This is a genomic window from Saccharopolyspora sp. 6V, from assembly GCF_020176785.1.
Classification (GTDB): domain Bacteria; phylum Actinomycetota; class Actinomycetes; order Mycobacteriales; family Pseudonocardiaceae; genus Saccharopolyspora_C; species Saccharopolyspora_C gregorii.
The window spans coordinates 1-12,085 of the sequence record NZ_JAIUKB010000023.1 but is presented as its reverse complement, the minus strand read 5'-3'; the positions used below and the strand labels follow the sequence as shown (position 1 = coordinate 12,085).

The 12,085-nt window shown below is 71.3% G+C and carries 11 protein-coding genes; 7 read left to right on the top strand and 4 right to left on the bottom strand.

Features of this window, described 5'->3' with window-relative positions; all coding sequences use genetic code 11:
• Positions 1–1,251, bottom strand: coding sequence for an SLC13 family permease (locus LCD35_RS04905; RefSeq protein WP_224966164.1), 1,251 nt, complete (start codon positions 1,249–1,251; stop codon positions 1–3).
• A gap of 181 nt (positions 1,252–1,432) precedes the next feature.
• Here LCD35_RS04905 and LCD35_RS04900 point away from each other — a divergent pair, with 181 nt between their 5' ends.
• The 4 genes from LCD35_RS04900 (at position 1,433) to LCD35_RS04885 (ending at position 6,597) form a co-directional block, all read left to right on the top strand.
• A complete protein-coding gene (locus tag LCD35_RS04900; protein ID WP_224958075.1) occupies positions 1,433–2,146 on the top strand; it encodes a FadR/GntR family transcriptional regulator in 714 nt (237 codons plus the stop codon).
• A gap of 178 nt (positions 2,147–2,324) precedes the next feature.
• Positions 2,325–2,813 (top strand): VTT domain-containing protein, encoded by a 489-nt coding sequence (locus tag LCD35_RS04895; RefSeq protein ID WP_224958077.1) that lies wholly within the window; start codon positions 2,325–2,327, stop codon positions 2,811–2,813.
• 76 nt (positions 2,814–2,889) lie between these two features.
• Positions 2,890–5,001 (top strand): catalase, encoded by a 2,112-nt coding sequence (locus tag LCD35_RS04890; protein WP_224958079.1) that lies wholly within the window; start codon positions 2,890–2,892, stop codon positions 4,999–5,001.
• A gap of 132 nt (positions 5,002–5,133) precedes the next feature.
• Positions 5,134–6,597 carry an amino acid permease gene (locus LCD35_RS04885; RefSeq protein WP_224958081.1) on the top strand — a complete coding sequence of 488 codons (1,464 nt, stop codon included), beginning with the start codon at positions 5,134–5,136 and terminating at the stop codon, positions 6,595–6,597.
• Here LCD35_RS04885 and LCD35_RS04880 read toward each other — a convergent pair.
• Positions 6,575–7,984 (bottom strand): MFS transporter, encoded by a 1,410-nt coding sequence (locus tag LCD35_RS04880; RefSeq protein WP_224966165.1) that lies wholly within the window; start codon positions 7,982–7,984, stop codon positions 6,575–6,577. The genes LCD35_RS04885 and LCD35_RS04880 overlap by 23 nt on opposite strands.
• Positions 7,985–8,179: 195 nt before the next feature.
• On the opposite strand from LCD35_RS04880, the gene LCD35_RS04875 reads away from it, so the two are divergent.
• The 3 genes from LCD35_RS04875 (at position 8,180) to LCD35_RS04865 (ending at position 10,185) form a co-directional block, all read left to right on the top strand.
• Complete coding sequence (locus LCD35_RS04875; RefSeq protein ID WP_224958085.1) at positions 8,180–9,091, top strand: TetR family transcriptional regulator C-terminal domain-containing protein; 912 nt, start codon at positions 8,180–8,182, stop codon at positions 9,089–9,091.
• A 93-nt stretch (positions 9,092–9,184) separates the two neighbouring features.
• A complete protein-coding gene (locus LCD35_RS04870; protein ID WP_224958087.1) occupies positions 9,185–9,958 on the top strand; it encodes an enoyl-CoA hydratase-related protein in 774 nt (257 codons plus the stop codon).
• 56 nt (positions 9,959–10,014) lie between these two features.
• The gene (locus tag LCD35_RS04865; RefSeq protein ID WP_225043774.1) at positions 10,015–10,185 is read left to right on the top strand and encodes a hypothetical protein; all 171 of its coding nucleotides are present in this window, start codon (positions 10,015–10,017) and stop codon (positions 10,183–10,185) included.
• Between the two features lie 258 nt (positions 10,186–10,443).
• On the opposite strand, the gene LCD35_RS04860 is transcribed toward LCD35_RS04865, so the two are convergent.
• Positions 10,444–11,385 (bottom strand): NAD(P)-dependent oxidoreductase, encoded by a 942-nt coding sequence (locus tag LCD35_RS04860; RefSeq protein ID WP_224958091.1) that lies wholly within the window; start codon positions 11,383–11,385, stop codon positions 10,444–10,446.
• Between the two features lie 123 nt (positions 11,386–11,508).
• A complete protein-coding gene (locus LCD35_RS04855) occupies positions 11,509–11,715 on the bottom strand; it encodes a cold-shock protein (RefSeq protein ID WP_224958093.1) in 207 nt (68 codons plus the stop codon).
• Positions 11,716–12,085 lie beyond the last annotated feature (370 nt).

The following is a 12,085-nucleotide window of genomic DNA, read 5'->3' as shown; positions in this document are numbered from 1 at the left end:
TCACCCCAGTCCGGGGACGACGAACACGAGCCACGCCAGCAGCGGGCCCACCGCGACCACCACCCCGCCGTAGACCATCAGGCGGCGGAAGAACACCTCGCGGTCCACGCCCTTGGCGTTGGCGAGCACGATCGCGCCGTTGGTGGAGAACGGGCTGACGTCCACCAGCGTCGCCGACACCGCCAGCGCCGTCACCACGCCGATCGGCCCGATCGTGCCGGTCGCCAGGAACGGCACCGCCAGCGGGATCAGCGCGCCCATCAACCCGACCGAGGAGGCGAACGCCGACACGACGCCGCCGATGTAGCACAGCAGCAGCGCCGCCAGCAGCGGCAGCCCGACCCCGGCGACGGCGTGGCCCACGTAGTCGATCGTGCCCATCTCCTGCAGCACCCCGACGTAGGTGAGCACGCCGCAGATCAGCAGCACCGTCGGCCAGGTGACCTCGGCGGGCGCGTTCGCGGCGACCTTCGGCGACAGCACGGTCAGCACCACCGCGACCGTCATCGCGACCAGGCCCGCGTCGAGCTCGAACACCAGCGTGCACACCACCAGCGAGGCGAGTCCGAGCAGCGTCAGCATCCGGTCCCGGTCCAGGCGCAGCACCTCCGGTTCGTCGGCGGCGTCGTCCGGCTGCGAACCGGCCCGCGCGGTGCGCAGCCCGCCGAACACGACGAACACCACGCCCGCGATCAGCAGGTTCAGCGCGAAGCTGCCCAGGAACAGCACCAGCGGGCTGCCGGGCAGCGCGTTGTCGGCGACGACCCCGTTGACGATGACGCCGTAGACGCTGATCGGCGAGAAACCGCCTGCCTGCGCGCCGTGCACGACCATCGCCCCCATCAGCAGCGGGTTGATGCCGTGCCGGGCAGCGAGGTTCAGCGCGATCGGCGCGATGATCGCGCAGGCCGCGGGGCTGACCGCGCCGATGGCGGTGAGCAGCGCCGCGATGCCGAACATGACCCACGGGATCACCACGAGCCTGCCGCCGACCAGCCGCACCGCCCAGTGCACCAGCCAGTCGGTGGTGCCGTTGGCGCGGGCGATCGCGAACAGGTAGGTGACGCCGACGAGCACCACGAAGATGTCGCCGGGGAACCCGGCGAAGATGTCGTCGTCGGACAGGCCGCCGACGAGCTTGCCGACGGCGAAGGCCGCGGCGAACGACAGCACCCCCATGTTCACCGACATCGTCGTGGCCAGCACGAAGCAGGCCACGAGCGCGTAGATGGATATCAGCTCGGGCGACACCGTTGTCTCCTCACCGTCCATGCGCCTCGGGTGAGCCCGGACACAGTGGTTCACTGGCTGGACCACTGTGCGCCGACGCCCCCGGGGCGTCAAGACCCGAAGTGGTCCGGCGCGCGGACCACTGGACCGCTTTCCCGGTGCTAACCTGGCCATTCCGCGCCGAAGCGGGAGGGAGGCGCCGGTGTCCGACGCGCTGCGGCCGCTGACCAGGCCGAGGCTCTACGAGCAGGTCGTGCTGCGCCTGCGCGAGCACGTCGCCGCCTCCGGCCTGGACGTGGGCGACCGGTTGCCGCCGGAGCGCGAACTCGCCGAACGGCTCGGGGTCAGCCGCGCCTCCGTGCGCCAGGCCATCGTGGTGCTGGAGGTGCAGGGCCTCGTCGAAGTCCGCCACGGCGGCGGGACCTACCTGGCGCGCCGCGAGCTGGACGGCGAACCGGTGGACGAGCTGGTGGCCCGCCGCGACCGGCTGCCGGACGTGCTCGACGCCCGCGAAGGGCTGGAGACCAAGCTCGCGGAGCTCGCCGCCGAACGCCGCACCACCGCCGACCTCGCCGAGATCGACGCGGCGCTGGCCGACATGCGCGCCCAGGTGGAGCGCGGCGAACTCGGCGGGGAAGGCGACCGCCGGTTCCACGCGGCCGTCACCGCCGCCGCGCACAGCTCGATGCTCGCCGAGTTCATGCGCACCATCGCCACCGAGATCGCCGAGAGCCGCCAGGAATCGCTGCGCCAGCCGCACCGCCCGCCGAAGTCGCTGGCCCAGCACGAGCGCATCGCCGAGGCCATCCGCGCCGGGCAGCCGCGGGCCGCGGCCGCCGCGATGCGCAGGCACCTGCGCACGGTCAGCCGGGTCCGGTTGCTCTCCTGGAACCCGGACGCCGACGAACCGGGCTGACCGGCGCCGATCCGCCGCCCGGTAAGGTCGGCCCGTTCCCCCGTTCGAGGTCCGTTCCCCCGTTCGAGGTCCGTCCCCGTTCGAGGTCCGTCCCGCGCCCGAGTTCCGTGGAGTACGTCCCGATGCCCGCTCGCCCTCGCCTCGGCAGCAGGCGCGCACCCACCTCCGGGTTCCCGCGATGATCGGGTGGCTGCTGGCCACGGCGGGCACCGCGCTGCTGGGCAGCGTCTTCCCGCTGGCCAACATCGAGCTGTACCTCGTCGGCGTGCTCACCACCGTGGACGGGCTGAACTGGTGGGCGCTGGCGCTGGCCGCCGCGGTCGGGCAGATGACCGGCAAGACGCTGTTCTACCTGGCGGGCCGGGGCGGGTTCAGCCTCGGCACCCGGCTCGGCCGGATGGCGGAGGCGCGCAAGGGCGGCCGCTGGGCGGCGTGGCTGGAGAAGTTCCACGCCCGCACCGAGCAGCACCCGTGGTGGGGGCTGGGCGTGCTGTTCGTGAGCGCGGTGGCGAGCTTCCCGCCGTTCACCGTGCTGTGCTTCCTCTCCGGCGCGGCGGGGTTGCCGCTGCTGGGCTTCCTCGGCGTGAGCCTGGCCGGCCGCGCCATCCACTTCCTGGTGCTGGCGGCGGCCCCGGAGATCATCCACCAGCTGCCGTTCTTCGGCTGACGCCGCCACGGATGCATGCCGGTCCGCCCGGGCGGGCACCCATCGGGCACGGACTACCCGTTCCCGGAGGCTCGGCATGACTTCTCACCGCGACAAGCAGGACCAGCTCGACGAAGTGCGGCACGACCCGCAGGACACCTACCTCACCACTCAGCAGGGTGTCCGCGTCGGCCACACCGACGACTCGCTGACCGCGGGCGCGCGCGGACCCACCTTGCTGGAGGACTTCCACGCGCGGGAGAAGATCACCCACTTCGACCACGAACGCATCCCGGAACGGGTGGTGCACGCGCGCGGCGCGGGCGCCTACGGCTACTTCGAGGCCTACGACTCCTCCCTCGCCGACTACACGGCCGCGAAGTTCCTCACCGATCCGCAGCGGCGCACCCCGGTGTTCGTCCGCTTCTCCACGGTCGCGGGTTCGCGCGGTTCGGCGGACACGGTGCGCGACGTGCGCGGCTTCGCCACGAAGTTCTACACCGCGGAGGGGAACTACGACCTGGTCGGCAACAACATGCCGGTGTTCTTCATCCAGGACGGCATCAAGTTCCCCGACTTCGTGCACGCGGTGAAACCGGAGCCGCACAACGAGATCCCGCAGGCGCAGTCCGCGCACGACACGCTGTGGGACTTCGTGCAGCTGCAGCCCGAGACGCTGCACATGATCATGTGGCTGATGTCGGACCGGGCGCTGCCGCGCAGCTACCGCATGATGCAGGGCTTCGGCGTGCACACGTTCCGGTTCGTCAACGCCGCGGGCACCGGCACGTTCGTGAAGTTCCACTGGAAGCCGAAGCTGGGCACCCATTCGCTGGTGTGGGAGGAGTGCCAGCAGGTGCAGGGCAAGGATCCCGACTTCAACCGCCGCGACCTGTGGGACGCCATCGAGTCCGGGAACTTCCCCGAGTGGGAGCTGGGCGTGCAGCTGGTCGAGGAGTCCCGGGAGCACGACTTCGACTTCGACCTGCTGGACGCGACGAAGATCATCCCGGAGGAGCAGGTGCCGGTGCGCCCGGTCGGCCGGATGGTGCTGGACCGCAACCCGGACAACTTCTTCGCCGAGACCGAGCAGGTCGCCTTCCACACCGCGAACGTGGTGCCCGGCATCGACTTCACGAACGACCCGCTGCTGCAGGCGCGGAACTTCTCCTACCTGGACACCCAGCTGATCCGGCTGGGCGGACCGAACTTCGCGCACATCCCGGTGAACCGGCCGGTCGCGGAGGTCTCCACGAACCAGCGCGACGGGTTCCAGCAGCACCGGATCCACCGCGGGCAGGCCAGCTACTCGAACAACAGCCTCGGCGGCGGCTGCCCGGTGCTCGCCGGGGCCGGCGAGGGCGCCTTCGAGCACTACCAGGAGAAGGTGGAGGGCGCGAAGATCCGCCAACGCAGCGAGAGCTTCCAGGACCACTACACCCAGGCGAGGCTGTTCTGGAACAGCATGGCCTGGTGGGAGCGGGAGCACATCATCGCCGCGTTCCGCTTCGAACTCGGCAAGGTCGAGCACATGCACGTGCGGGAGGGCGCGGTCGCGCAGATCAACCACATCGACCACGACCTCGCCGTCGCCGTCGCCGAGGGGATCGGTGTGACCCCGCCCGAGGCCGCGTCCGGACCGGGCCACGACGACCGCTCTCCCGCGCTGAGCCAGGCGAACTCGGTGCAGGACACCATCGCCACCCGCACCATCGCGCTGCTCGTCTCCGACGGGGTCGACCAGGCGGAGGTGGCGCAGCTGCGCGACGGCTTCGCCGAGCGCGGCGCGGTCGCGGAGGTGCTCGGCACCCGCGACGGCAGCGTGCGCGGCGCCGACGAGAGCCAGGTCGAGGTGGACCGCGCGATCCCCACGGTGTCCTCCGCGGTCTACGACGCGGTGATCGTGCCCGGGGGCGCCGACAGCGTGCAGGCGCTGTCCAAGGACGGCTACGCGGCGCACTTCGTGGCGGAGGCGTTCAAACACGCCAAGCCGGTCGGCGCCAGCGACGAGGGGCTCGCCCTACTGCAACGCGCCGGGCTGGACTTCGTGCGGCACGCCGGCGAGGGCGACAACGTGGTCAGCGACCAGGGCGTGGTGACCGCGGTGCCCGGCGGCGCGGGACTGCCCGCCGAGTTCATCGAGGAGTTCGCCGCGGTGCTCGCCGGGCACCGGGCGTGGGACCGGGACACCACCCAGGTCGTGGCCTGAGCCCCCGATCGGCGCAGCCGCTGGCCCGCACGGGTCGCCGCGCTGCGCCGATCGGTCCCACTCCGGTACCAGGTCCATCACGCCGCGCCGGATGTTTCGCTTTCACCTCCGCGAGCTTCTACCGTGCTGCCCGTGGGTGTTCTGCGAACTCTTCCCGTCCAGCACGTGCTGGACCGCACCGAACGCAGCGGCCTCGCGCGGCGGCTGTCCGGTGTCGACCTCGTCGGCTTCGGCATCGGCATCATCATCGGGACCGGTGTCTTCACGCTGGCGGGCGTCGAGGCCAAGGAGCACGCCGGGCCCGCGGTGGTGGTGGCGTTCCTGATCGGCGGCGTGGTCGCCGCGCTGGCCGCGCTCTGCTACGCCGAGCTGGCCGCGGCGGTGCCGACGGCGGGCAGCGCCTACACCTACGGGTACGCGACGCTCGGCGAGATCTTCGCCTGGATCATCGGCTGGGACCTGCTGCTGGAGTTCGCGCTCGGCGCCGCGGTGGTGTCCCGCAGCTGGTCGGGCTACGTCTCCAGCCTGCTCGGGCTGCCGCCGGAGTGGTTCGGCGAGGAGGCGACGGTCAACGTCGGCGCCGTCCTCATCATCGGCGTGCTCACCATCGTGGCCGTGCTCGGCATCCGCGAGTCGTCCTGGCTGACCAACGTGCTGGTCGTGGTCAAGGTGTCGGTCTGCGTGCTGGTCGTCATCGCCGGGTTGTTCTTCTTCACCGGCGCGAACCTCACCCCGTTCGTGCCGCCCGCGCAGCCCGCCGAGCAGGGCGCGAGCGTGCTGGAGCAGCCGCTGGTGTCCGCGGCGCTCGGCATGGAGCAGTCGATGTACGGGTTCGGCGGGGTGCTCACCGCGGCCGCGATCGTCTTCTTCGCCTACACCGGTTTCGAAGCGCTGGCCAACCTCGGCGAGGAGACCAAGCGGCCCAAGCGGGACCTGCCGGTGGGCCTGCTCGGCAGCCTGATCGTGTGCACCGTGCTGTACGTGCTGGTGGCGCTCGTGCTCAGCGCGATGGTCGACTACCGGCAGATCGACGAAGCCGCACCGCTGGCCGCCGCCTTCCACTCGGTCGGCGCGCACTGGGTCGCCGCGCTCATCGCGCTCGGCGCCGTCACCGGCCTGACCTCGGTGATGATGGTGGAGCTGGTGACCATCGGCCGGATCGGGTTCGCGATGAGCCGGGACGGGCTGCTGCCGCCGAAGCTCTCCCAGGTGCACCGGAAGTGGGGGACCCCGCACCGGGTGACGATCGGCGGCGCGGTGCTGGTGATGCTGCTCGGCGGGTTCATCCCGATCTCCGAGCTCGCCGACATGGTCAGCATCGGCGCGCTGTCCGGTTTCGTCATCGTGGCCATCGCGATCCCGGTGCTGCGCCGCCGCGAACCGGACCTGCCGCGCCCGTTCCGGATGCCGTGGTCCCCGGTGCTGCCCGTGCTGACCGCCGTCGCCTGCCTGTACCTGATGTCGAACCTGAGCGTGCTGACCTGGCTGCGGTTCGCCGTGTGGCTCGTGGTCGGCCTGGCGATCTACCTGCTCTACGGGTACCGCAAGTCCCGGCTGGCCACCGCCGAACCGGTCAGCGACGCCGAGTCAGGATGAGCTGCTCGGCCACCGCCAGCAGCAGCGCCAGCGTCACGAACCCGACCGCGACGAGCAGCCCGATCGAGATCGCCGCGTCGTAGCCGCCGGTGGCGATCGCGCCGAAGAACAACCCGGACGCGGTGGCGGTGCCGATGGCCGTGCCGAGCCGCTGCCCCGTCTGCTGCACGCCCGCCGCGGTCCCGCCCCGGGCCGCGTCCACCTTGGAGAGCGTGACGGTCTGGTTCGGCGAGATGACCAGCCCGCTGCCGACCCCGGCCAGCAGCAGCGGTGCCGCCACCACCAGGCCCGCGGCCGCCCCCGGCCCCGTCGACAGCAGCAGATCGGTCACCACCAGTCCCGCCAGCGCCCCCACCAGCCCCAGCACCACCAGCGACCGGCCGAACCTGTTCACCAGCCGCCCGCTCAACGCCGAGGACGTGGCGGAACCGATCGCGAACGGCGTCATCGCCAGCCCCGCCTGCAGCGGCGAATACCCCAGCCCGCGCTGGAAGTACAGGGCCAGCACGAAGAAGATGCTGGTGAACCCGGCGAAGTACAGCATCCCCAGCGCGGTGCCGAAGCTGTAGCTGCGGATGCTGAACAGCCCCAGGTCCACCAGCGGTTCCCGGCCGCGGCCGCGGTAGTACCGCTCCCACAGCACGAACAGCACCAGCAGCACCGGCGCCGCGCCCAGCAGGTACCACGGCGTGCCCGCCCCGCTCTCCTGCTGGATGAGCGGCAGCAGCACCGCCAGCAACGCCCCGGCCAGCAGCAGCACCCCGACCAGGTCGAGGCTGCGCGGCCCTTCCTCCACCTCGTCCTTCGGCAGCACCTTCGCGGCGAACGCCAGCGCGAACAGCCCGATCGGCACGTTCACGAAGAACACCCAGCGCCAGCCCTGCTCGCTCCCCGCGAACTCGATGATGAGCCCGCCCAGCAGCGGGCCGATCGCGGTGGACACGCCGATGACCGCGCCGAACATGCCGAAGGCCTTCGCCCGTTCGGGGCCCTGGAACAGCTGCTGGATCAGGCCCAGGACCTGCGGGTTGAGCATGCCGCCCGCGACGCCCTGCACCAGCCGGGCGACCACCAGCCAGAGGGCCGACGGCGCGAAGCCGGCGGCCGCGCTGGCCGCGGTGAACAGCAGCAGCGAGAGCACGAACATCCGGCTGCGCCCGCGGTCGTCGCCGAGCCGCCCGGCGGGCACCAGCACCAGCCCGAAGGTCAACGCGTAGCCGGACACCACCCAGCCCAGCGCCACCGGCGGGGCGTCCAGCCCCTGCTGCATGGACGGCAGCGCGACGTTGACGATGCTGACGTCGAGGAGGGTCATGAATCCCGCCAGCAGGCACACCCCCAGCGCCTGCCACCGCTGCGTCGTCGTCGAGGCGGTAGTTCCCGTCATTCCCACATCCTGACGGTGCACCGACGGCTCGTCTCGGCTGAGGGGGGCCGATCAAGCGGACCGTGAGGTGCTAAGGAACGGTCCCCGGTCACCGTCCGGAACCGCCGCGCACGCAGTTCGAGGGTTTCCGCGGCGCTGGTAGCGTCCTGCCCGCGCGCCGCGCCTGACTCCCCGACCCCACGACCGCACGAGACGATGACCTCCGAACCGCCCGAAGACGCCGGACCCGCCGCCTTGCGCGCCAGGGTTCGCGAGGTGGTGGCCGCACACCAGGGCAGCCACCGGGAGTTCGCCGACCGGATCGGGCTGGACGCCAGCAAGCTGTCCAAGTCGCTGAGCGGGGTCCGGCGGTTCACGCCGGTCGAGCTCACCCGCATCGCCGAGCTCGGCCAGGTGACGGTGAACTGGCTGATCAACGGCCAGGACGACGCGGAGACGGTGGCCGCGGCACCGCGGCGGGCGGCACGTCCACCGGAACGGTCCGGCGGCGACCGCTACCAGCAGATCCTCGACGCGGCCTGGGAGCTCATCGCCGAGCGCGGTTACCACTCGGTGCGGGTCGCCGACATCGCCGAGGCGTGCGGGGTGAGCGCGGCCGCGATCCACTACCACTTCCCGGGTCGCGACGACCTGCTGACCGAGGCGCTGCGGCACTCGGTGCGCCAGGCCTTCGACCGGCAGGTCGCCGAGCTGCACAGCATCGACGACGCGCACCGGCGGCTGCTGCGCCTGGTGGAGCTCCAGCTGCCCGGCTCCCCGGAGCTGCGCCGCGAGTGGTCGATCTGGTTGCAGGTGTGGAACGAGAGCGCGCTGCGCCCCGAGCTGCGCGGGCTGCACGGCGATTCCTACACCCGGTGGCACGACACGATCGCGCGAACCATCCGGCAGGGGCAGCGGCAGGGCGTGTTCACCGGCGGTGACGCCGAGGAGCTCGCGGTGCGCTTGACCGCCCTGATCGACGGACTCGGCATCGGAGTCCTCACCGGCCGCCCGGAACGTTCGGTCCCGCGGATGCGGCAGGTCCTGCACGACTTCATCAGGCGCGACGTGGTCGGCGACCGCGGAGACCGAGCATCTCGTCCGCGCCGGAGCGATCACGGGTGGTGATCTCTGCTCGCCCGTCCGGGTCGCTCGATCGCCGGTTGAACCCCCTGGTGCGGCTCGGTAGTTTCCGAAAGCACTCGCCACGGAGGTGATCAGGTGCCGGAGGACGACGAGATCCTGGTCGAGCACCGGGATGCGGTGCTGCTGCTGACCTTCAACCGGCCGGACCGGCTCAACGCGTGGACGCCGAGCATGCGGCGGCGCTACTTCGACCTGCTGGAAGAAGCCGACGCCGACCCGTCCGTGCGCGCGGTGGTCGTCACCGGTGCCGGGCGCGGGTTCTGCGCGGGCACGGACCTCTCCGCACTGGGCGACACCCCCGAGCCGGACGTCGACGAGCGGGCGATCTCGCTGTCGATCCGGATCCGCAAACCCATCATCGCCGCGATCAACGGGCCGGTCGCCGGGATCGGCCTGGTCGCGGCCCTGTTCGCGGACGTGCGCTTCGCGGCCGAGGACGCCAAGTTCACCACCGCGTTCAGCAGGCGCGGCCTGGTCGCCGAGCACGGCATCTCCTGGTTGCTGCCGAAGCTGGTGGGCGCGGGCGCCGCGCTGGACCTGATGCTCTCGGCCCGGACCCTGCCGGGCACCGAGGCGCACCGGATGGGACTGGTGGACCGGGTGCTGCCCGCCTCGGAGGTGCTGGCGGCGGCGCTGGAGTACGCGCACGTGCTGGCCACCGAGTGCTCCCCCGCGTCGCTGGCCGACATCAAGGAGCAGATCTACTCCGGCCTGGACAGCGGACTGGAGACGGCCCGGGCCGACGCGAACAACCGGATGGTCACCGCCTTCGGCCGCCCCGACGTGCGCGAGGGGGTGCGCAGCTTCCACGAGCGGCGCCGGCCGGACTTCCCGCCGCTCGGGGGCTGAACGCGGCCGGGACCGATACGGTGGCGTCGAGAAGCCCGATCCGCGGAAGGAGCGCCGTGAACTCCGAGACTCCGGAAGCCGACGCAGCCGATCAGAACCGTCCCGCCGAGGACACCGCGGGCGAGGACCTCACCGTCCCCGCCGAATCGTCCGCGGAGGCCGATCCGGCCGATCTCGCGGACCAGCAGCTGGTGGTCCCCGATGACGAGGACTACGAACGCGACTGACGGGATCCCCGCGCGCCGCGCGCCGATCACGACGAATGCCGGATTCCGGCGCGCGGCGCGTTGCGGACCCATTAGTCGCACCCGATACGGAGGTCAAGTTCTTTTCGGAAAGTTCCTAGAACTTGCCCCGCACCATTCCGGAACCCGGTAGCTTAACCACGATCACCTGCACCGCCTGGAACGAGCGATCCCGGCCTTTCCGCGCCACCGGACGCGCGAAAGCAACTCGCCATTTCCAGTGCGAACTCGCCCCGGCGCTCAGCCCGGCCAGAGGCCGAACATCGTCGCGAATCCCTCACGCCAACTGGGCCATCCCGGACGCCAGCCCAACGTCTCCCGGAGCCGAAAATTCGTCGCCCCCCGCTGCTCGGTCAGCCGGTGCACGGTGAGCCAATCCAGCTGCGCCCTGGCCTGGTCCAACGTCAGCGACAACGGCGCCGGGCCCCCGATCATCCGGGCGTACGCCGGTAACCACTCGGCGTATTCCGCGGGTTCGTTGTCCACCACGTTGTAGGTGCCGGTCTCCCCTGCCTCCAGCACTTCCACGACGGCGCTGGCCGCGTCCTCCACATGGGTGAACGAGGTGAGCCCGACCCCGTCCACGACCAGCGGCAGCGCGCTGCCCCGGACCTGCTCGTGCACCAGTCCGCCCGGCGCGTACCAGGTGTCCGGCCCGTACAGGGAACCGTAGCGCAGCACCACGCCTTCCAGGTCGGTGCGCTCCACGACCGCGCGCTCCATGTCGGCCACCGCCCGCACCACCTCGCCCCAGCGCCCCGGGGCGTCGATCCACAGCGGCGAGTCCTCGTCCAGCACGTCGTGGCCGTTCGGGCAGTACGCGGCGACCATGCTCTGCGCCACCACGCGGCGCACCCCGGCATCGGCCGCCGCCTCGACCAGGTTCCCGGTGCCCTGCTCCCACAGCCGCGAGGTGCGGGCCAGCGCGTCGTCGAAGTCCGGTCCGCGGAAGCCGGACACCTGCGCCACCACCACGTCCGGCTCCGCGCGCTGCAGCACCTGGCGCAGCCGCGGCAGGTCCAGCACGTCGGCCACCACGACCTCGTCGGCACCGGTCACGCCCTGCGCGCGGCCGGCGGTGCGCAGCAGCGCGGTCACGTGGTGCCCGCGTTCCCGCAGCTTCGGCAGCAGCGTCGTACCGACCACGCCGGTGGCTCCGGCGACGAACACACGAAGGGACACCCGGAACCTCGCAAAGATCGACTTCAGCGGGGTGGGCAGCCTACCGCGTCGCGGCCGGCGCCCACGACGAACATGCGAGAGGCCCACGCCTGGCAGGCGTGGGCCTCTCGCTATCGGCTTGACTCAGGCGATGCCGCGAATCTGCGAAGCTTGCGGACCCTTCGGGCCCTGGGCGATCTCGAACTCCACGCGCTGGTTCTCGTCCAGCGTGCGGAAACCGGAGGCGTCAATCGCACTGTAGTGGGCGAACACATCGGATCCACCCCCGTCGGGGGTGATGAAGCCGAAGCCCTTTTCAGCGTTGAACCACTTAACGGTACCGGTAGCCATTCTCTTTACTCCTACTTCAGATGGCCAGGGCCGACACTGCGTCAACCCCAAGTCGCCGAGATGATCACCCGGGCCGAATGGCCTCCGGCACAACAAAGCGCCTGCGCCACACTTGTCTCGCAGGCACTTTTTAGTACTTCTGGGAACCAAAACTGCAACCGCGGTCAACGCTAGCACCCCGACAGCGGGTTGTCACACACTTGTCACCCGAAGTCGTGGCGACCGAAGTCCGGTGTAACGCCCATCCGCATTCCGACGATTTCCCCGAAATGGGCGTGGGGGGGGGGCCCCCCCCCCCGCCGGCGGGGGGTTCGCCCGTCCCGCCCCTGCACCGGCCCCCGGCCCGCGCGAGTTTTCGATAAGCCCCCAG

Coding starts and splice junctions, on each gene's coding strand:
- LCD35_RS04875 (WP_224958085.1), top strand. CDS start 8,180: ATGACCTCCGAACCGCCCGAAGACGCCGGACCCGCCGCCTTGCGCGCC.
- LCD35_RS04880 (WP_224966165.1), bottom strand. CDS start 7,984: ATGACGGGAACTACCGCCTCGACGACGACGCAGCGGTGGCAGGCGCTG.
- LCD35_RS04855 (WP_224958093.1), bottom strand. CDS start 11,715: ATGGCTACCGGTACCGTTAAGTGGTTCAACGCTGAAAAGGGCTTCGGC.
- LCD35_RS04895 (WP_224958077.1), top strand. CDS start 2,325: ATGATCGGGTGGCTGCTGGCCACGGCGGGCACCGCGCTGCTGGGCAGC.
- LCD35_RS04890 (WP_224958079.1), top strand. CDS start 2,890: ATGACTTCTCACCGCGACAAGCAGGACCAGCTCGACGAAGTGCGGCAC.